We start from the raw sequence: 20,047 nt of genomic DNA, 5'->3' as shown, positions 1-20,047 counted from the left end.
GGGGAATCCTCGTTGGACGCGGACTCTGTGGGAGCGGGCTTGCCCCGCGAACACCGGCAAAGCCGGTGCCATGCACCGAGGTGCCAGCTTCGCGGGACAAGCCCGCTCCCACAGGGATCTGTTCAGGTAGTCGGCGAGTTACTGAATCAGGCCGAATTCCCTGGCCAGTGCCTTGTAGTCAGCCACCTGCTTCTTCACATAGCCGTCCAGCTCTTCGCCGGTCATGGCGAACGGGAACAGCTCGCGCTGGTCACGCAGCTTGGCGAAGTCTTCCGAGGCCAGCATCTTGTCGAACGAGGCCTTCCACCAGGCGTAGTCCTCGTCGCTCACCTTCGGCCCCAGGTAGAAGCCGCGTACCACCGGCCAGACGATGTCGTAGCCCTGCTCCTTGGCGGTAGGGATGTCTTTCATCTCTGGCTCGTCCAGGCGGTTTTCGGAGAACACCGCGAGGATGCGCATGTTGCCGCTCTGGATGTGCGGCATGGAGTCGGAGATGTCGGTGGAGCCGACCTGGATGTGCCCGCCCAGCAATGCAGTGGCAATTTCACCGCCGCCTTCCAGGGCCACGTAACGCAGGTCACGCGGGTTGATGCCGGCGGCCTTGGCGATCAGTGCGGTTTGCATCCAGTCTTGGCTGCCGACCGTGCCACCGGAGCCGATCACAACCTTGCTCGGGTCTTTCTTCAGGGCAGCAACCAGGTCGTCGAGGGTTTTGTAGGGCGAATCGCTCTTCACGGCGATGGCACCGTAGCTGGTGCCGACGGCTGCCAACCACTTGACCGCGTTCTCGTCGAAGCGGCCGAACTTGCCTTGGGCCAGGTTCAGCAGCGAGCCACTGGACCACGCCACCAGAGTGCCGGCATCCCCTGGGCGCTGGGCCACCACGGCGTTGTAGGCCACCGCGCCGACGCCGCCGGGCATGTAGGTGACACGCATGGGCTTGCTGAGGATTTTCTCCTGCACCAGGGCGCTCTGCACCAGTTTGCAGGTCAGGTCGAAGCCACCGCCGGGCGAGGCAGGGGCGATGCATTCAGGGCGTTTCGGTTCGGCAGCGAGGGCGTTGCCGGCCAGCAGCAGGCAGCCGGTAGCGAGGACGAGGCGGCGCAGTGAAAAGGTCATCGTCAATCTCCGTGAGCGTTGTTGTTATTGGGTTACCACAGGGCCACGCTGTAGCTCACCAGCAGCCGCACTTCGTCGGCGTCGCGGGCAAAATTCGAGCGGAAGGTGGCGTTGCGCAAGCGCACGGCGACGTTTTTCAACGGGCCGCTTTGTACCACGTACTTGAACTCGGTGTTGCGTTCCCACTCCTTGCCCTCGCTGCCATCGGCGCGGCTGACGTTGTCGCCGCTGATGTAACGGGTCATGAAGGTCAGGCCAGGGATACCCAGGGCCGCGAAGTTGTAGTCGTAGCGCATCTGCCAGGAGTGCTCGTCGGCACCGGCGAAGTCGTTGATCTGCACGAAGTTGACCAGGTACGGGTCGGCGCCATCGATGTAGGGGAAGGCGCTGTCGCCGGACAGGTGCTGGTAGGCGGCACTGACCTTGTGCCCGCCCAGGGCGTAGCTGAGCATGCCGTTGACGGTGGTGTTGTCGATGTTGCCGGCCTTGGCGGCGCCGGCATCGTCACTCACGGCAAGGCGCAGGTCAGCGCCCAAGGTGCCCGGCCCCCACGGCTGGGTGGCGACCATGCCGAGGAAGTGCTGGCGGTAGATGTCGTCGAGTTGGGCGAAGTGGTAGCTGCCGGTGATGCGATCGGTGAACTGGTAGTCCAGGCCCGCGAGGTCGAGGTTGTCGGCGGTGAAGGTGCCACCGAAGCGGCCGTTCTTGTTGTTGAGGGCCAGGTCTTCCCAGTTGGTGTCGTTGCGGTCCTTGGCCTTTTCCAGACGCCCGCCGGTGAAGGTCAGGTGGCTGATTTCTTTCGAGGTGAGCAAGCCGCCTTCGAAGGTTTGCGGCAGGATGCGCCCGTCGTTGGGCTGCAGGGTCGGCAGCTCGGGGATCAGCGTGCCGATCTTCAATTCGGTCTTGGAGACTTTGACCTTGCCGGTCAGGCCGAGCTTGGAGTATTCGTCGGCGGCCTTGCCGTCGTCATGGGTCGGCAGCAGGCCGGTGTCGGTGCGGTCGGGGCTGGAGTCGAGCTTGATGCCCAGCATGCCCAGCGCATCCAGGCCAAAGCCTACAGTGCCGTCGGTGTAGCCGGACTCGAAGTTGAGCATGAAACCCTGGGCCCATTCGTCGCGCTTGGATTGCTGCGCGCTGGTGCCGTCGCGAAAGTCGCGGTTGAAGTACATGTTGCGGGTTTCGAAGGTCGCCGTGCTGTCTTCGAAGAAGGCGGCCTGGCTCATGGGCGCGACACCGGCGAGCGCAAGGGCGCTGGCGATGGCAGAAGGGCGTGCGGCAAAGGAACGGGTAGGCACGAATGCCTGCGGCTGCGATGACAGCATCGTCGATGACTCCGTTTATTGTTCTTATTCGTTGCACCTTGCTGGTGCTTTTTTCGGCGCGTGGGGCGACCGTGGTGCGATGCTAGGTAACGAACCTTTCGCTAACCTTTCAGCGTGAAAGGTTTGTCAGAAGGGGCTTCACAGGCCGGTCGACAGCGGTACACTCCGCGCCACCGCCCCACCCGAGCAGGGAGAATCCGATGCGTGTGCTGCTGGTCGAAGACCACCTGCAACTGGCCGAAAGCGTGGCCCAGGCCTTGAAAAGTCACGGCCTGACCGTGGATGTACTGCATGACGGCGTGGCTGCCGACCTGGCCCTGGCCAGTGAGGAATATGCCGTTGCCGTGCTCGATGTTGGCTTGCCGCGCATGGATGGCTTCGAAGTGCTGGCGCGTTTGCGTGGCCGCGGCAAGACCCTGCCGGTGCTGATGCTGACCGCGCGCAGTGACGTCAAGGACCGGGTCCACGGGCTGAACCTGGGGGCTGACGATTACCTGGCCAAGCCGTTCGAACTGACTGAGCTGGAAGCCCGGGTCAAGGCCTTGCTGCGCCGCAGCGTGCTAGGTGGCGAACGCCAGCAGCGTTGCGGGCCGTTGGTGTACGACCTGGATACCCGGCGCTTCAGCCTGGGCGAGGACAACCTGACCCTGACCTCGCGTGAACAGAGCGTGCTTGAAGCGCTGATCGCCCGCCCAGGCCGGGTGATGAGCAAGGAGCAACTGGCCGCCCAGGTGTTTGGCCTGGACGAAGAAGCCAGCCCCGACGCCATCGAAATCTACATCCACCGCCTGCGCAAGAAGCTCGACGGCCACCCGGTGGCGATTGTCACCTTCCGTGGCCTGGGGTATCTGCTCGAGCATCGCGATGCGTGACAACGGCAGCTTGCGCGGGCGGCTGCTGGGCAACCTGGCACTGTTGCTGGTGGTGTTGATGCTGGCCAGCGGCCTGAGCGCCTACTGGAACGGCCGTGAAGCCGCCGACACGGCGTACGACCGGACCTTGCTGGCCTCGGCACGGACCATCGCCGCGGGCTTGTCGCAACGCGACGGCTCGTTGAGCGCGGACGTGCCCTATGTGGCCCTGGATACCTTCGCCTACGACAGTGCCGGGCGTATCTACTACCAGGTGCTGGACATCAAGCAGCGCTTGATTTCGGGCTACGAGAACCTGCCAGCGCCGCCGCCTGGCACGCCGCGCACCGACGACTACCCGGCGCTGGCGCGGTTCTACAACGCGACGTACCTCGGCCAGGACGTGCGCGTGGTCAGCCTGCTCAAGCCGGTCAGCGAGCCGAACATGAACGGCATGGCGGAAATTCGCGTGGCCGAGACCGAAGAAGCGCGGGTGCGCATGGCGCGCGGGCTGATGGCCGATACCCTGCTGCGCCTTGGAATGCTGGCACTGGGCGCTTTGGTGATGGTGTGGTTTGCGGTCAGTGCCGCGCTACGCCCGCTGGAGCGCCTGCGCACCGCCGTGGAAGAGCGCCAACCCGATGACCTGCGGGCTTTGCCGGTGGTGCAGGTGCAGCGCGAACTGGGCCCACTGGTGCGGGCCTTGAACCACTTTACCGAGCGCTTGCGCGGGCAGTTCGAGCGCCAAGCCCAGTTCATCGCCGACGCCGCCCACGAGTTGCGCACGCCCTTGGCGGCGCTCAAGGCGCGGGTCGAGTTGGGCTTGCGTTCATCCGAGCCGCAGGAGTGGCGGCAGACGTTGGAATCAGCCGCTCAAGGCACCGACCGCTTGACCCACCTGGCCAACCAACTGTTGTCATTGGCACGGGTCGAGAATGGCGCCCGGGCAATCGCCGAAGGTGGCGCGCAGCGCCTGGACCTCAGCCAGTTGGCCCGCGAACTGGGCATGGCCATGGCGCCCTTGGCGCATAACCGTGGCGTGGCATTGGCCCTGGAGGCCGAGGCGCCCGTGTGGCTCAAGGGTGAGCCGACCTTGCTCAACGAACTGCTGAGCAACCTGGTGGATAACGCCTTGGCGCATACCCCGGCCGGTGGCAACGTGATTTTGCGGGTGCTGGCGCCGGCGGTGCTGGAGGTCGAGGATGACGGCCCGGGTATTCCCGAGGATGAGCGCGAACGGGTGTTCGAGCGCTTCTACCGCCGCAGTGCTCAAGGCAGTGGGCTGGGGTTGGCGATTGTCGGCGAGATCTGCCGCGCGCACCTGGCGCAGATCAGCCTGCACGATGGCGAGAAGGGCGGCTTGCGGGTGCGGGTGAGTTTTATCGCTGACTAGGGTTTCATTTCCATTGGCCCGTCGGCACTGTAGGAGCAGCCTTGTGCTGCGAAAGGGCCAGTGACTGCAGCGAAGATTTGCTGTGCTGTTACCGGCCTCTTCGCAGCACAAGGCTGCTCCTACCTGAATCGTGCAGGAGGGGAGGTGTCGCGGGCTTTTGGCGGCCTAGCGCAACAGGCTCCGCGCCTCAAGCAGCTCTTCGACTTCCAGTTCGGTGCCGAACGGCAGCCCCAGGTGTCGGTACGCCGGCAACGCGGCCAGTGGCCGGCTACGCCCACGTTGGCTGATGCAGCGGGCGATCTGCACGACGTCGATATAGTCGACCTTGTCCGTCTGCCGGTCGAGGTCCTGAACCTGGCTCGGCAGGTTGACCAATTGCTCGGGAAACTCCCACGCCTTGAGGATCTTGTCACCCAGCACGGGCTGGATCTGCTCGATCACGTAGTGCAGGCAGACCGGGTCGGACAGCAGCTCGTTATGTTCTTCGGCGTAAATCAGCACCGGCAGGGCACCGATCTGGTTGACCAGCCCACCGAGGGTCGCCTGGTCGGGTTTGAGGTGGGTGAAACGGCGGCAGATTTCGTAGCTGATGCCTGCCACTTCCAGGCTGTTGACCCAGATATCGCGCAGCTTTTGCTCAACAGCCGGCGAGCGGGCATGAAAGATCTGTTCGATCACGAGGCCGATGGCCAGGTTGCAGCTGTAGTTGATGCCTAGGCGAGTAATTGCGGTATGCAGGTCAGTGACCTCTACCGCAGCGCGCAACAGTGGGCTGTTGACGACTTTGATCAGGCGCGCCGAGAGGGCCGCGTCGCGACCGATCACCTTGCTCAGGGCCGACACGCTGATCTCGCTATCCTCGGCGGCCTCGCGGATGCTCAAGGCAACCTCGGGCAGGGTCGGCAGGACCAGGTCATCCTTTTCGATGGCATCGAGCAACTGTGCTTGAACCATCTCGGCCAGCTTGTTCATGGACTTCTCTACCGCAGTGGTGGTGCGGCCCCGTCACGCGGACGGGGCAGGCTGGTCAGCGCTGGATTTCCCGGTCGCGGTCCAGTTCGTAGGGCAGGCTCAGCACGTGCAGGCGTGGCCCTTCCAGGCTGCCCAGGTGCAGGTTGTCATCGGCCACCGCATCGGCGCTGAGCACCGCGAGCAACTCGCAACCGGTACCGGTATTGGCCGCTATCACCACTTCACCGACCGACGAGCCATGGGTGGGCGAGAAAATCTCGGCACCTGGCGCGGGGATGTCCTGTTGATCGAGCGCCAGGCGATACTGACGGCGCTTGAGCTTGCCCAGGTACTGCATGCGGGCAACGATTTCCTGGCCGGTGTAGCAGCCCTTCTTGAAGCTGACGCCGTCCACGGCCTGCAGGTTGATCATCTGCGGGATGAACAGCTCGCGGGTAGGGCCCATGACTTGGCCAATACCTGCGCGGATCTGGCCCAGCAGCCAGTCGTTGAGGCTGCCTTCAGGCAGGCTGGCGGCGAGTGCCGCGCCTACGTTGGCGGCCTGCTCGGCAGGTACCCACAGCTCGACACGGCCTGCGGACACGGCGATGGCGATCAGGCCCTCGTGGCGCACGGTGGCGCTTGCTTCGACCGGCGGCGTCAAGCCCAAGGCTTGCAGTGCCGCCTCGCCGCCCTGCAGGCCAAAGCGCGCCCAGGCGGCGCTCTCGTCGCTGAGGGTGGCCTTGGAGAACACGGCGTACTTCTTGAGGTCGGCCAATTGGGCATCGAGCAGCTCACTGGCCATGGCCAGCAGGTAGCCATTGCCTTCGGGCACGATGCGGAAACTCGATTGCATGCGCCCTTTGACCATGCAGCGGGCACCGAGGCTGGCATGTTCCTGGCTGAGGTAGTTGATGTTGCAGGTCAGCTGGCCCTGCAGGAACTTGCCTGCGTCGGAGCCGCGGACGGCGAGGATGCCCTCGTGGGACAGGGGGCTGAAGAAAGCGGAATCGGCCATGGGTCATCGCGGTGGCTAAAGACTGGCGGCCATCATAGAACGCCAGTAACAAAATAGGTAGGTGACTAGACCAACGCCCTGTGCCGCTTCGCTCGCCTGGCTGTATACTGGCGGGCCATTCGAGGAGGGCCCCATGGTCGAACAAACTGAACTCAACCGGCTTTTCTGGCACAGCCGCCGCGGCATGCTGGAACTGGACGTACTGTTGGTGCCTTTCACCCAGGAAGTCTACGCCACCCTCAACGAAGCCGACCGCGAACTCTATGTACGCCTGTTGAGCTGCGAAGATCAGGACATGTTCGGCTGGTTCATGGAGCGCACCGAGTCTGAAGACCCGGAGCTGCAGCGCATGGTCCGCATCATCCTGGACCGTGTCCAGCCCAAGTGAGTTTTTCGAAAGCCGTTGGCAAGGCTCGTGCCTGCTGCTAACGGCCTACCTGAGTTGCCAGGTGCTGGCGCTGTTCACTGTATGGGTGAGCGCGTTGCCCTGGTGGCTGTCCCTGGCGGCCACTGCCGCGTCTGTCGCCCACGCCTGCTGGGCCATCCCCCGACGCATTTTGCTCACGCATCCGCATGCGGTTACCGGGCTGCGCCGAGACCTGCTTGGTTGGCGGGTATTCAGCCGCGCCCAGGGTTGGCAGCCGGTGCGTTTGTGCCGGGACAGCGTTGCGTTGCCGGGGATGGTGGTCGTGCGGTTTGTGCGGGAGGGGCGTTGGCTGGGGGAGGGGCAGTGCGTTCCCAGGGATGCCCTCGGGGCTGATGAGCATCGGCGGTTGCGGGTAAGGCTGAAGTTCAGCCGGCGGCGCTGGGCTGAGGTGGGAGCGATTCAGGGCTGATAGGTTTTCACCGTGGCAGGTTCAGTGCCTGTGAGATCGAGCGCCGCCCGCGCGGCGCTTCGCAGCACAAGGCTGCTCCCACATCTGTTTCGGGCCAATTATTCCTGAGGCATTGGCGCGCGGCCCCTTGGCGCCTGACACGATATCGAGTCGAACAAACAAGGCGGTCGCGCGCCTCTCTCACAGGCTTTACTGGCCCGAAACAGATGTGGGAGCAGCCTTGTGCTGCGAAGCGCCGCGCGGGCGGCGCTCGATCTCACAGGCGCTGCAGCTTTCAGACCAGACCGCTGCAGCTTTCAGACCGGGCTGAGGATGGTGTCTTTAGCCTCGTCCAGCATCCCCGGATAATCCAGCGTGTAATGCAACCCGCGGCTTTCCTTGCGCTGCATCGCCGAACGAATCATCAGTTCCGCCACCTGAGCGAGGTTGCGCAGCTCGATCAGGTCGCGGCTGACCTTGTAGTTGCTGTAGAACTCGTCGATTTCGTCGAGCAGCAGGCGGATGCGGTGTTCGGCGCGCTGTAGGCGCTTGCTGGTGCGCACGATGCCGACATAGTCCCACATGAAGCGCCGCAGCTCGTCCCAGTTGTGCGCGATGATCACATCCTCGTCCGAGTCCGTTACCTGGCTGGCATCCCAGCCGGGCAGGGCTTTGGGCATGTCGACCTGTTCCAGGTGCGCCTGGATGTCGGCGGCAGCGGCGCGGCCATAGACAAAGCATTCGAGCAGCGAGTTGCTGGCCATGCGGTTGGCGCCATGCAGGCCGGTAAAGCTGGTCTCACCGATGGCATACAGCCCGGGCACGTCGGTATGCCCGCGGTCGTCCACCACTACACCGCCGCAGGTGTAGTGGGCTGCAGGGACTACCGGGATCGGCTGGCGGGTGATGTCGATGCCGAAGGCCAGGCAGCGTTCGTAAACGGTGGGGAAGTGGCCTTTGATGAAATCGGCCGGCTTGTGGGTGATGTCCAGGTACACGCAGTCCACACCCAGGCGCTTCATCTCGTGGTCGATGGCGCGGGCCACGATGTCACGCGGGGCCAGTTCTTCGCGGGGGTCGAAGCGTGGCATGAAGCGCTCGCCGTTGGGCAGGCGCAACAGGGCGCCTTCACCGCGCAGGGCCTCGGTAATCAGGAAGCTCTTGGCTTGGGGGTGGTACAGGCAGGTTGGGTGGAACTGGTTGAACTCAAGGTTGGCCACCCGGCAGCCCGCGCGCCAGGCCATGGCGATACCGTCGCCGCAGGCACCGTCCGGGTTACTGGTATACAGGTAGACCTTGGCCGCGCCACCGGTGGCGAGCACGGTGAAGCGCGCCCCGTAGGTGTCCACTTCGCCGCTATTGCGGTTTAGCACGTAGGCACCCAGGCAGCGCTCGCCGGGCAGGCCCAGGCGGCGCTCGGTGATCAGGTCGACCGCCACGCGCTGCTCCAGCAGCTGGATGTTCGGGCGTAGGCGGGCCTGGGCCAGCAAGGTGGTGAAGATCGCGGCGCCTGTGGCATCGGCGGCGTGGATGATGCGCCGGTGGCTGTGGCCACCTTCGCGGGTCAGGTGGAACTCGAAGCCCCCATCGTCGACCCCGTGCTGTTCATCCCGGGTAAAGGGCACGCCTTGCTCGATCAACCACTGGATGGCTTCGCGGCTGTGCTCGACGGTGAAGCGCACGGCATCTTCATGGCACAGGCCGCCGCCGGCATTGAGGGTGTCCTCGACATGCGACTGTACAGTGTCGGTGTCGTCCAGCACGGCGGCAACACCGCCCTGGGCCCAATAGGTCGAGCCATTGGCCAGGTCGCCTTTGCTGAGCACGGCGATACGCAGGTGGCTGGGGAGGTTCAGTGCCAGGCTGAGACCGGCGGCGCCGCTGCCGATCACCAGGACATCATGTTGGAATTGTTGGCTCATGTCGGGACACTAGTAATCTACGGAAGGGGCACGGCACAATAGTCACGCGCCGATGGCATTGTGAAACTATCGTTAAACCAGGCCGGGTTGCCTTTATAGCAGCCCCGGGTGGCCAATTTCCATGCCACTTGCCAGGAAGCAGCGACCTTGTGGGAACTTTCCGACAGCTACGGAAATCCTATGAAGGCTGCCCGCACGCCACAAATGTCGCGGCGACGCACGGCGGCAGCTCTATTCGGGCTGACACCTGCGTATTCGAAACCTGATTATTGACGTTGCCGGCCGTGACCGCGCCGCGTCTTCCGTGCGAGCCGACCAAGGGCTGCAGGAAACTTGCTTGGAGGGGAGAACTTTTGCGCAAAGCCCGAGTCTATGTTTGCAAGCCTGAACGATGGCTGTTGCAACGCTCCTTCGAGTCTACCGAGGAGTGTTCATGCTAACCCAGGAAGAGGATCAGCAGCTTGTCGAGCGCGTGCAGCGCGGTGACAGGCGAGCTTTCGATCTGTTGGTGCTGAAGTATCAGCACAAGATTCTCGGGTTGATCGTGCGGTTCGTTCACGATACCCACGAGGCCCAGGATGTAGCACAGGAAGCCTTTATCAAGGCCTACCGTGCGCTTGGCAATTTTCGCGGAGACAGTGCGTTTTATACCTGGCTGTACCGCATCGCCATCAACACGGCGAAGAACTACCTGGTGTCCCGTGGAAGACGGCCACCAGACAGTGATGTGAGCTCCGAGGATGCGGAGTTTTACGACGGCGATCATGGTCTCAAGGATCTCGAGTCCCCAGAGCGCTCGTTGTTGCGGGATGAAATCGAAGGCACGGTCCATCGCACCATCCAGCAACTGCCCGAGGACCTGCGCACGGCATTGACCCTGCGCGAGTTCGACGGATTGAGTTATGAAGACATTGCCAGTGTCATGCAATGTCCGGTGGGTACCGTGCGCTCTCGAATCTTCCGCGCTCGGGAGGCCATAGATAAAGCCCTGCAGCCGTTGTTGCAGGAAACCTGAGACAGCGGCTACAGCCAAGAGAGGAACCGCCATGAGTCGTGAAGCGTTGCAGGAATCGCTGTCCGCGGTAATGGATAACGAAGCGGACGAACTGGAATTACGTCGGGTACTGAGTGCCGTCGACGATGCCGAAACCCGTGCCACCTGGTCGCGTTACCAGGTCGCTCGCGCAGCGATGCACAAGGAACTGCTGCTGCCCAACCTCGATATCGCCTCGGCGGTGTCGGCAGCGTTGGCTGACGAAGCGGTACCGGCCAAGGTCAATAAAGGCCCATGGCGCAGCGTCGCTCGCCTGGCAGTCGCTGCCTCGGTGACGGTTGCCGTGCTGGCGGGTGTGCGCATGTACAACCAGGACGAAATCACCGGTGCAGAGCTTGCCTCCCAGCAACCTGCGCAGCAGGGGCTGAGCGTGCCACAAACTCAAGGCCCGGCGGTATTGGCAGGCTATAGTGAAAGCAGTGAGCAACCGACCGGGCCGATGGCCAACGGTGTGCTGCAGAACCAGGCCGGCTGGGATCAGCGTCTGCCAGGCTACCTGCGCCAGCACGCCCAGGAATCTGCGCTCAAGGGCAGCGAAACCGCGTTGCCGTATGCCCGCGCCGCCAGCCTGGATAACCCCGCTAAGTAAGGAGGATCATGCGCGCGCTACCTCTCCTGTCGCTGCTGATAGGCAGCTGCATGACGGTGCCAGCGTTGGCGGCCAACTCTTCGCCCGAGGCGAATGAGTGGCTGAACAAGCTGGCACAGGCCGAGCAAAAGCAAAGCTACCAAGGCTCTTTCGTCTACGAGCGTAACGGCAGCTTTTCTTCCCACGATATCTGGCACAGGGTTGAGGACGGCAAGGTCAGCGAGCGGCTGCTGCAGCTCGATGGCACTGCCCAGGAAATCGTGCGCGTGGATGGCAAGGTTGCGTGCGTCAGTGGTGCCTTGGTTAACGGCGTTACGACGCCGCCCGATGCGGCGCCGCGTGCGCTGGACCCCCTCAAGTTGATGGGCTGGTACGATCTGGCTGTGGCGGGCAAGTCACGTGTCGCCGGGCGCGATGCGGTGATCGTCACCCTCACACCGCGCGACCAGCACCGTTATGCGTTCGAGTTGCACCTTGACCGCAGCACCGGCTTGCCGCTGCGCTCGTTGATGCTCAACGACAAGGGGCAATTGCTTGAGCGCTTCCAGATGACCCGCCTCGATACCGATGACCTGCCTACCGCGGATGACTTGCGCCCCAGTGCCGCTTGCAAACCGGTGGAGCGGGGCACCAGTACCGGCCAGGAAACCGTCGCCGGCTGGCGCTCGGACTGGCTGCCGCCGGGTTTTGAGCTGGTCAACAGCTCGGTGCGCCGCGACCCGTCCCGCAACAGCACGGTCAGCAGCCTGATGTATGACGATGGCCTGGCGCGCGTTTCGGTATTCCTCGAGCCAGTCAACGACAACTCAGGCACCGACACACGCGTGCAACTCGGGCCAACCGTGGCGGTATCGCGCCGCCTGAACACGCCGAAGGGCAAGGTCCTGGTCACTGTGGTAGGTGAAATACCCCTGGGTACTGCAGAGCGCATTGCGCTGTCGATGCGGCCTCAGGATGCCCAGGCGCGGCAATGATGGCGTGCGCTTTTCAGGTGGTTTCCGGCGTGAGAGACATGCTCCTGAAATGAAATTAAAGCATTGTCATTTGCAATCTTTCCGTAAATTTTCTATAGGTCAGGCTTCTTGGAGCCTGGCCTTTCCTGCTTGTGCAGGGGCCTTACGCTAACCACGCTCGTTGTGACGGGAGCCGTATGTCTATACCACGCTTGAAATCCTACCTATCGATGTTCGCCGCCGTGCTTATGCTCGGCCAGGTGCTCACCGCCCAGGCCGAGGAAGCCCTGCCAGACTTCACCACGTTGGTCGAGCAAGCCTCGCCGGCCGTGGTCAACATCAGTACCAAGCAGAAGCTGCCGGACCGCCGCATCGCCGCAGGGCAGATGCCGGACCTCGAAGGCCTGCCGCCGATGTTCCGCGAATTCTTCGAGCGCAACATGCCGCAACAGCCCCGCTCGCCGCGCGGTGATCGTCAGCGTGAAGCCCAGTCGCTGGGCTCGGGGTTCATCATTTCCAGCGATGGCTACGTACTGACCAACAACCATGTGGTGGCCGACGCCGACGAGATCATCGTCCGCCTGTCGGACCGCAGCGAGCTGCAAGCCAAGCTGGTCGGCACCGACCCACGCACCGATGTCGCGCTGCTCAAGGTCGAAGGCAAGAACCTGCCGACCGTCAAGCTGGGCGACTCCGAGAAGCTCAAAGTGGGTGAGTGGGTGCTGGCCATCGGTTCGCCGTTCGGCTTCGACCATTCGGTGACCAAAGGTATCGTCAGTGCCAAGGGCCGTACCCTGCCTAACGACACCTACGTGCCGTTCATCCAGACTGACGTTGCCATCAACCCGGGTAACTCCGGCGGCCCGCTGTTCAACATGCAGGGCGAGGTCGTGGGTATCAACTCGCAGATCTTCACCCGCTCGGGCGGCTTCATGGGCCTGTCGTTCGCGATCCCGATCGATGTGGCGATCGACGTATCCAACCAGCTGAAAAAAGACGGCAAGGTCAGCCGTGGCTGGCTGGGCGTGGTGATTCAGGAGGTCAACAAGGACCTGGCTGAGTCCTTCGGCCTGGACAAACCGGCCGGTGCCCTGGTGGCCCAAGTGCTGGAAGATGGCCCAGCCGCCAAAGGTGGCCTGCAGGTGGGTGACGTGATCCTGAGCATGAACGGCCAGCCGATCGTCATGTCGGCCGACTTGCCGCACCTGGTCGGCAGCCTCAAGGACGGCGACAAGGCCAAGCTCGAGATCATCCGCAACGGCAAGCGCCAGAACCTGGACGTCAGCGTCGGTGCGCTGCCGGACGATGACGCTGACATCGGTACGGGTACCGGTGCAGATGGCAGTGCCGAGCGCAGCAGCAACCGTCTGGGTGTTTCGGTCGCTGATCTCAGCGCCGAGCAGAAGAAAGCCCTCGAACTCAAGGGTGGCGTGGTCATCAAGGAAGTCCAGGATGGCCCGGCCGCATTGATCGGCCTGCGTCCAGGTGACGTCATCAGCCACCTGAACAACCAGGCCATTGGTTCGGCGAAGGAATTCACCGAGATCGCCAAGGACCTGCCGAAGAACCGCTCGGTGTCCATGCGCGTGCTGCGCCAGGGGCGTGCGAGCTTTATCACCTTCAAGCTGGCTGAATAAGCGGGTCTTCAGGTAGGAAAAGGGGCAGCGTTGGCTGCCCTTTTTCGTGGAATCTACGGAGAAATGGGCTGGTCCGATCGCCGGCAAGCCGGCTCCCACAGGTGGGGTGGAGGTTTCAGGTAAGGCGCTGCGGCGTTACGAAGCGGCTTGCCAGCGACACTGTTGGCACAGACAGCCGATCAGGAATCTCCCATATCCCTGCTGCTTGAGGTACAATTCCCGGCTATTTTTCGGCGGGCGTCCCGGCTCGCAGCCTTTTCGAGTGTTGACCCGTGAGTGATTTGAGTCATATCCGCAATTTCTCCATCATCGCCCACATCGACCATGGCAAGTCGACGCTGGCCGACCGTTTCATCCAGATGTGCGGTGGCCTGTCTGCGCGCGAAATGGAAGCCCAGGTCCTCGACTCCATGGACCTGGAGCGCGAACGCGGGATCACCATCAAGGCCCACAGCGTCACGCTTCATTACAAGGCGCAAGACGGCAAGACCTACCAGCTGAACTTCATCGACACCCCCGGCCACGTCGACTTCACCTATGAAGTCTCGCGCTCGCTGGCCGCCTGTGAAGGCGCACTGTTGGTGGTGGACGCCGGTCAAGGCGTCGAAGCCCAGTCCGTGGCCAACTGCTACACCGCCATCGAGCAAGGCCTCGAGGTCATGCCGGTGTTGAACAAGATGGACCTGCCCCAGGCTGACCCGGACCGCGTCAAGGACGAGATCGAGAAGATCATCGGCATCGACGCTACCGACGCCGTGGCGTGCAGTGCCAAGAGCGGCATGGGCGTCGACGAGGTGCTCGAGCGCCTGGTGCACACCATCCCCGCGCCGGTAGGCGAAATCGACGCGCCGCTGCAGGCGCTGATCATCGACTCCTGGTTCGACAACTACCTGGGCGTTGTCTCGCTGGTGCGCGTGCGCCAGGGCCGCGTCAAGAAAGGCGACAAGATCCTGGTCAAGTCCACCGGCAAGGTGCACCTGGTCGACAGCGTCGGCGTCTTCACCCCGAAACACACCCAGACCGCCGACCTCAAGGCCGGTGAAGTGGGCTTCATCATCGCCAGCATCAAAGACATTCACGGTGCACCGGTTGGTGACACCCTGACCCTGTCCTCGACCCCGGAAGTCGAAGTGCTGGCGGGCTTCAAGAAGATCCAGCCACAGGTCTACGCCGGCCTGTTCCCGGTCAGCTCGGACGATTTCGAGGACTTCCGCGACGCGCTGCAGAAGCTGACCCTCAACGACTCCTCGCTCCAGTACATGCCGGAAAGCTCCGACGCCCTGGGCTTCGGTTTCCGCTGCGGCTTCCTGGGCATGCTGCACATGGAGATCATCCAGGAGCGCCTGGAGCGTGAGTACGACCTGGACCTGATCACCACTGCGCCTAGCGTGATCTACGAGCTCGAACTGAAAACCGGCGAAACCATCATCGTCGACAACCCGTCGAAGCTGCCGGATGTTTCGGCCGTCACCGACTTCCGCGAGCCGATCGTCACCGCGACCATCCTGGTGCCGCAGGAGCACCTGGGTAACGTCATCACTCTGTGCATCGAGAAACGTGGCGTTCAGCGCGACATGCAGTTCCTCGGCAGCCAGGTTCAGGTGCGTTACGACATGCCGATGAACGAGGTGGTACTGGACTTCTTCGACCGCCTCAAGTCGACCAGTCGCGGTTACGCCTCGCTGGACTATCATTTCGATCGCTACCAGTCGGCCAACCTGGTCAAACTGGATGTACTGATCAACGGCGACAAGGTCGATGCCCTGGCGTTGATCGTGCACCGCGACAACGCGGCCTACAAAGGTCGTGCGTTGACCGAGAAGATGAAGGAGCTGATCCCTCGGCAGATGTTCGATGTGGCGATCCAGGCAGCTATCGGCGGCCAGATCATCGCGCGGACAACCGTCAAGGCGCTCAGAAAGAACGTACTGGCCAAGTGCTACGGTGGTGACGTCAGCCGTAAGAAGAAACTGCTGGAGAAGCAGAAGGCCGGTAAGAAACGCATGAAGCAAGTGGGCAACGTGGAGATTCCACAAGAGGCCTTCCTTGCTGTGCTCAGGTTGGATAGCTAGGTCCTATGTCGCTAAATTTCCCGCTGTTGCTAGTCATCGCCGTAGCTGTCTGCGGCCTGTTGGGCTTGATCGACCTGCTGTTCCTGGCCCCGCGCCGGCGAGCGGCAATCGCCAACTATCAGGGGCGCGTCAATCCGCCCGAGATGGCGGTGGTCGAGCGCCTGAACAAGGAGCCGCTGCTGGTCGAATACGGCAAGTCGTTCTTCCCGGTGCTGTTCATCGTGCTGGTACTGCGCTCGTTTTTGGTCGAGCCGTTCCAGATCCCTTCGGGGTCGATGAAACCGACCCTGGAAGTGGGCGACTTCATCCTGGTGAACAAGTTCTCCTATGGCATTCGCCTGCCGGTGATCGACAAGAAGGTCATCGAGGTGGGTGACCCGCAACGCGGCGATGTGATGGTGTTCCGCTATCCGAGCGACCCGAACGTCAACTACATCAAGCGTGTCGTTGGCCTGCCGGGCGACCAGATCCGCTACACCAACGACAAGCGGCTGTACGTCAATGGCCAACCCATTGCCGAACAACTGGTGGGCACCGAACCGGGCACCTTGGGCAGCGCCGAGCTGTACAAAGAGAAGCTGGGCGAGGCCGAGCACCTGATCCGCAAGGAGATGAGCCGTTACCGCATGCCGCCGGACCAGCAATGGACCGTACCGGCTGGCCATTACTTCATGATGGGCGACAACCGCGACAACTCCAACGATAGCCGTTACTGGGATGACCCGAACATTCCCAAGGAACTGCACGGCATGGTTCCGGACCGGAACATTGTCGGCAAGGCCTTCGCGGTCTGGATGAGCTGGCCAGAGCCCAAGCTCAGCCATATGCCCAACCTGTCGCGGGTCGGCCTGATCCATTGATACCCTTCGGCGCTGTCCAGCAGACAGCGCCGAATGCATTTCTGACATAGGCTGTGTTCTCAGGGATCGAGAGTTTCGCCGCGTACAGCGGCGGGCCACAGCCAAACAGTCTTTCAGGATGTTGATTTGAACAACGCGTTGAACAACGAACGGGTGGCCGCATGAGTGCTTCCCTCGCCGCACTGGAGCGAAAGCTCGGTTACACCTTCAAGAACCAGGACCAGATGCTTCTGGCCCTGACCCATCGCAGCTACGCCGGGCGCAATAACGAACGCCTGGAGTTTCTGGGCGACGCCATTCTCAACTTCGTGGCCGGTGAGGCGCTGTTCGAGCGCTTCCCGCAGGCCCGTGAAGGCCAGTTGTCGCGCTTGCGTGCGCGTCTGGTCAAGGGTGAGACCCTGGCCCGCCTGGCGCGAGGCTTTGATCTGGGCGAGTACCTACGACTGGGTTCGGGTGAGCTGAAAAGCGGCGGTTTCCGCCGCGAATCGATCCTGGCCGATGCCCTGGAGGCGCTGATTGGCGCCATCTACCTGGACGCGGACATGCAGACCGCCCGGGAGCGTATCCTGGCCTGGCTGGCCGATGAATTCGAAAGCCTGACCCTGGTCGACACCAACAAGGACCCCAAGACCCGCCTGCAAGAGTTCTTGCAGTCGCGCAGCTGTGAGCTGCCGCGCTACGAGGTGGTGGATATCCAGGGCGAACCGCACTGCCGTACCTTCTTCGTCGAATGCGAAGTGGTGCTGCTGAACAACAAGAGCCGTGGTCAGGGTGTGAGCCGGCGTATCGCTGAGCAAGTCGCCGCTGCGGCTGCATTGATCGCCCTGGGCGTGGAGAATGGCAATGACTGATAACAACCCGACTCGCTGCGGCTACGTGGCCATTGTCGGCCGCCCCAACGTGGGCAAGTCGACCTTGCTCAACCACATCCTCGGGCAGAAGCTGGCGATCACCTCGCGCAAGCCGCAGACCACCCGCCACAACATGCTCGGCATCAAGACCGAGGGTGATGTGCAGGCGATCTACGTCGACACGCCGGGTATGCACAAGGCCAACGACAAGGCCCTGAACCGTTACATGAACCGTAACGCTTCGGCAGCCCTGAAAGACGTCGACGTGGTGATCTTCGTGGTTGACCGTACCCGCTGGACCGACGAGGACCAGTTGGTGCTCGAGCGCGTCCAGTACGTCAGCGGCCCGGTCATCCTGGCGGTCAACAAGACCGACCGCCTGGAAGAAAAAGCCGACCTGATTCCGCACCTGCAATGGCTGCAGGAGCAACTGCCGAACGCGGAAGTGGTACCGATCTCCGCGCAACAGGGGCATAACCTCGAGGCGCTGGAAGGCCTGATCGCCAAGCACCTGCCGGAGAACGAGCACTTCTTCCCGGAAGACCAGATCACCGACCGCAGCAGCCGTTTCCTGGCCGCTGAACTGGTGCGCGAGAAGATCATGCGCCAGCTGGGTGCGGAGCTGCCGTACCAGATCACCGTAGAGATCGAAGAGTTCAAGCAGCAAGGGCACGTGTTGCACATCCATGCGCTGATCCTGGTCGAACGCGATGGCCAGAAGAAGATCATCATCGGTGACAAGGGCGAGCGTATCAAACGCATTGGCTCCGACGCGCGCAAGGACATGGAAGTGCTGTTCGACGCCAAGGTCATGCTCAACCTCTGGGTCAAGGTCAAAGGCGGTTGGTCCGACGATGAGCGCGCCCTGCGCTCGCTGGGCTACGGCGACCTGTAACCCCTGCTGTATGGGCTTGGGGCTGCCTTGCAGCCCATCGCCGGCAAGCCGGCTCCCACACAACCGCAGCGCTACCGAGCCCTGTAGGAGCCGGCTTGCCGGCGATGGGCCGCATAGCGGCCCGATTGGCCTTGGGACAAGTGATTGCCATGGAACAACCTGACGGCCAGCCGGCCTATGTGCTGCACAGTCGTGCCTACAAGGAAACCAGCGCACTGGTGGACTTCCTCACGCCGCAAGGCCGTGTGCGGGCCGTGTTGCGCCGTGCGCGGGGCAAAGGTGGCAGCCTGGTGCGGCCGTTCGTGCCGCTGGAAGTGGAGCTGCGCGGGCGCGGCGAGCTGAAGAATGTCGGCCGCCTGGAGACACTTGGCATCGCCGCCTGGTTGCACGGCGATGCGCTGTTCAGCGGGTTGTACCTCAACGAGCTGCTCATGCGTTTGCTGCCCGCCGAAGCCCCTCACCCTGCGCTGTTCGAGCACTACACCCTGACATTGCAGGCGCTGGCCGCCGGGCGCCCCCTGGAGCCGTTGCTGCGTTCTTTCGAATGGCGCCTGCTGGACGAGCTCGGTTATGCGTTTTCGTTGCAGCATGACGTGAACGACTTGCCGATCGCCGCCGATGGCCGCTACCGCTTGCGCGTGGATGCCGGGCTTGAGCGGGTCGAGTTGCTGCAGCCCGGGTTGTTCCTGGGGGGCGAGCTGTTGGCCCTGGCGCAAGCCGACTGGGAAGCCCCGGGGGCGCTGCTCGCAGCCAAGCGGTTGATGCGTCAGGCACTGGCCGTTCATCTGGGTGCCAAACCCCTGGTCAGCCGGGAACTGTTTCGCAAGCGTTGATCACGTCGTATGCTGTGGGGCTCAATCTTCAGGAGAGCCTTTCGTGACTCACAGCAACCGCATGCTTCTCGGCGTAAATATCGACCACGTGGCGACGCTGCGCCAGGCCCGGGGCACGCGTTACCCTGATCCGGTCAAGGCTGCCCTGGACGCCGAAGAAGCGGGTGCCGACGGCATCACCGTGCACCTGCGCGAAGACCGCCGGCACATTCAGGAGCGCGATGTGGTGGTGCTCAAGGATGTACTGCAGACCCGCATGAACTTCGAAATGGGCGTCACCGAAGAGATGATGGCCTTCGCTGAGAAGATCCGCCCGGCGCACATCTGCCTGGTACCCGAGACCCGTCAGGAACTGACCACCGAAGGCGGCCTGGACGTGGCTGGGCAAGAGGCACGGATCAAGGCAGCAGTCGAGCGCCTGGCCCGCACCGGTGCCGAAGTGTCGCTGTTCATTGACGCCGACGAGCGGCAGATCGAAGCGTCGCATCGCGTAGGCGCGCCGGCCATCGAGCTGCACACCGGCCGTTACGCCGATGCACAGACGCCGACTGAAGTCGCTGAAGAGCTCAAGCGCATCGCGGACGGTGTTGCGTTCGGGGTGGGCCAAGGGCTGATCGTCAATGCCGGCCATGGCCTGCATTACCACAACGTCGAGGCAGTCGCGGCGATCAAGGGTATCAATGAGCTGAACATCGGCCACGCGTTGGTGGCCCATGCGCTGTTCGTCGGCTTCAAGGCTGCGGTGGCGGAGATGAAGGCGTTGATCGTGGCGGCTTCGCGCTGATCGCAGGTTGACGGAACTGGCCTCATCGCCGGCAAGCCGGCTCCCACAGGTACAGCGCTAGCCTTGAAGCCTACGCAGTTGATGTGGGAGCAACTGTCTTGTGGTGCTTGTGCCGGCCTCATCGCTGG

Annotated in this window: 19 protein-coding genes; 14 read left to right on the top strand and 5 right to left on the bottom strand. The window is 63.0% G+C overall.

Annotation, left to right across the window (positions count from 1 at the left end; genetic code table 11):
• Positions 1 to 138: 138 nt before the first annotated feature.
• Positions 139 to 1,119 carry a tripartite tricarboxylate transporter substrate binding protein gene (locus tag OO306_RS08885; protein WP_027594135.1) on the bottom strand — a complete coding sequence of 327 codons (981 nt, stop codon included), beginning with the start codon at positions 1,117 to 1,119 and terminating at the stop codon, positions 139 to 141.
• A 32-nt stretch (positions 1,120 to 1,151) separates the two neighbouring features.
• Positions 1,152 to 2,441, bottom strand: coding sequence for an OprD family porin (locus tag OO306_RS08880; RefSeq protein ID WP_027594136.1), 1,290 nt, complete (start codon positions 2,439 to 2,441; stop codon positions 1,152 to 1,154).
• Between the two features lie 200 nt (positions 2,442 to 2,641).
• Between OO306_RS08880 and OO306_RS08875 the strand changes: the two genes are divergently transcribed.
• Both OO306_RS08875 and OO306_RS08870 read left to right on the top strand, forming a co-directional pair.
• Positions 2,642 to 3,313 (top strand): response regulator, encoded by a 672-nt coding sequence (locus tag OO306_RS08875; RefSeq protein ID WP_027594137.1) that lies wholly within the window; start codon positions 2,642 to 2,644, stop codon positions 3,311 to 3,313.
• Positions 3,306 to 4,685 (top strand): sensor histidine kinase, encoded by a 1,380-nt coding sequence (locus OO306_RS08870; RefSeq protein WP_027594138.1) that lies wholly within the window; start codon positions 3,306 to 3,308, stop codon positions 4,683 to 4,685. Before OO306_RS08875 ends, OO306_RS08870 begins: the two co-directional genes overlap by 8 nt.
• A 165-nt stretch (positions 4,686 to 4,850) precedes the next feature.
• Here the strand turns inward: OO306_RS08870 and OO306_RS08865 are convergent, their stop codons facing one another.
• Positions 4,851 to 5,657, bottom strand: coding sequence for an HDOD domain-containing protein (locus OO306_RS08865; RefSeq protein ID WP_027594139.1), 807 nt, complete (start codon positions 5,655 to 5,657; stop codon positions 4,851 to 4,853).
• A 55-nt stretch (positions 5,658 to 5,712) separates the two neighbouring features.
• Positions 5,713 to 6,654 (bottom strand): folate-binding protein YgfZ, encoded by a 942-nt coding sequence (locus tag OO306_RS08860; RefSeq protein ID WP_265968400.1) that lies wholly within the window; start codon positions 6,652 to 6,654, stop codon positions 5,713 to 5,715.
• A gap of 133 nt (positions 6,655 to 6,787) precedes the next feature.
• Here OO306_RS08860 and OO306_RS08855 point away from each other — a divergent pair, with 133 nt between their 5' ends.
• Together OO306_RS08855 and OO306_RS08850 are read left to right on the top strand one after the other, a co-directional pair.
• On the top strand, positions 6,788 to 7,042 hold the full coding sequence (locus OO306_RS08855; RefSeq protein ID WP_027594141.1) for a succinate dehydrogenase assembly factor 2: 255 nt from the start codon (positions 6,788 to 6,790) through the stop codon (positions 7,040 to 7,042).
• Positions 7,026 to 7,490 carry a protein YgfX gene (locus tag OO306_RS08850; RefSeq protein WP_265968399.1) on the top strand — a complete coding sequence of 155 codons (465 nt, stop codon included), beginning with the start codon at positions 7,026 to 7,028 and terminating at the stop codon, positions 7,488 to 7,490. Before OO306_RS08855 ends, OO306_RS08850 begins: the two co-directional genes overlap by 17 nt.
• Positions 7,491 to 7,786: 296 nt before the next feature.
• Here the strand turns inward: OO306_RS08850 and nadB are convergent, their stop codons facing one another.
• Positions 7,787 to 9,391: an L-aspartate oxidase gene (gene nadB / locus OO306_RS08845; protein ID WP_265968398.1), complete on the bottom strand. Its 1,605-nt coding sequence runs from the start codon at positions 9,389 to 9,391 to the stop codon at positions 7,787 to 7,789.
• 433 nt (positions 9,392 to 9,824) lie between these two features.
• On the opposite strand from nadB, the gene rpoE reads away from it, so the two are divergent.
• The 10 genes from rpoE to pdxJ all read left to right on the top strand — a co-directional run bounded on the left by rpoE (position 9,825) and on the right by pdxJ (position 19,919).
• Positions 9,825 to 10,406 (top strand): RNA polymerase sigma factor RpoE, encoded by a 582-nt coding sequence (gene rpoE, locus OO306_RS08840; protein ID WP_003252049.1) that lies wholly within the window; start codon positions 9,825 to 9,827, stop codon positions 10,404 to 10,406.
• 31 nt (positions 10,407 to 10,437) lie between these two features.
• On the top strand, positions 10,438 to 11,034 hold the full coding sequence (locus OO306_RS08835) for a sigma-E factor negative regulatory protein (protein WP_099430294.1): 597 nt from the start codon (positions 10,438 to 10,440) through the stop codon (positions 11,032 to 11,034).
• 8 nt (positions 11,035 to 11,042) lie between these two features.
• Complete coding sequence (locus OO306_RS08830) at positions 11,043 to 12,008, top strand: MucB/RseB C-terminal domain-containing protein (protein ID WP_265968397.1); 966 nt, start codon at positions 11,043 to 11,045, stop codon at positions 12,006 to 12,008.
• Between the two features lie 176 nt (positions 12,009 to 12,184).
• Positions 12,185 to 13,624, top strand: coding sequence for a DegQ family serine endoprotease (locus tag OO306_RS08825; protein WP_027594145.1), 1,440 nt, complete (start codon positions 12,185 to 12,187; stop codon positions 13,622 to 13,624).
• A 272-nt stretch (positions 13,625 to 13,896) separates the two neighbouring features.
• Positions 13,897 to 15,696: a translation elongation factor 4 gene (gene lepA, locus OO306_RS08820; RefSeq protein WP_016498174.1), complete on the top strand. Its 1,800-nt coding sequence runs from the start codon at positions 13,897 to 13,899 to the stop codon at positions 15,694 to 15,696.
• 5 nt (positions 15,697 to 15,701) lie between these two features.
• Positions 15,702 to 16,556 (top strand): signal peptidase I, encoded by an 855-nt coding sequence (lepB, locus tag OO306_RS08815; RefSeq protein ID WP_027594147.1) that lies wholly within the window; start codon positions 15,702 to 15,704, stop codon positions 16,554 to 16,556.
• Positions 16,557 to 16,717: 161 nt separating this feature from the next.
• Positions 16,718 to 17,407 (top strand): ribonuclease III, encoded by a 690-nt coding sequence (rnc, locus tag OO306_RS08810; protein WP_027594148.1) that lies wholly within the window; start codon positions 16,718 to 16,720, stop codon positions 17,405 to 17,407.
• On the top strand, positions 17,400 to 18,302 hold the full coding sequence (gene era, locus OO306_RS08805) for a GTPase Era (RefSeq protein ID WP_027594149.1): 903 nt from the start codon (positions 17,400 to 17,402) through the stop codon (positions 18,300 to 18,302). Before rnc ends, era begins: the two co-directional genes overlap by 8 nt.
• A 149-nt stretch (positions 18,303 to 18,451) precedes the next feature.
• Complete coding sequence (gene recO, locus OO306_RS08800) at positions 18,452 to 19,135, top strand: DNA repair protein RecO (RefSeq protein WP_265968396.1); 684 nt, start codon at positions 18,452 to 18,454, stop codon at positions 19,133 to 19,135.
• A 43-nt stretch (positions 19,136 to 19,178) separates the two neighbouring features.
• Positions 19,179 to 19,919 (top strand): pyridoxine 5'-phosphate synthase, encoded by a 741-nt coding sequence (pdxJ, locus tag OO306_RS08795; protein WP_099430291.1) that lies wholly within the window; start codon positions 19,179 to 19,181, stop codon positions 19,917 to 19,919.
• Positions 19,920 to 20,047: the final 128 nt, after the last annotated feature.

Source organism: Pseudomonas sp. DCB_AW (assembly GCF_026240895.1).
Lineage (GTDB): Bacteria > Pseudomonadota > Gammaproteobacteria > Pseudomonadales > Pseudomonadaceae > Aquipseudomonas > Aquipseudomonas kermanshahensis.
The sequence above is the reverse complement of the archived record's forward strand: the minus strand, read 5'-3'. Positions and strand labels throughout refer to the sequence as shown.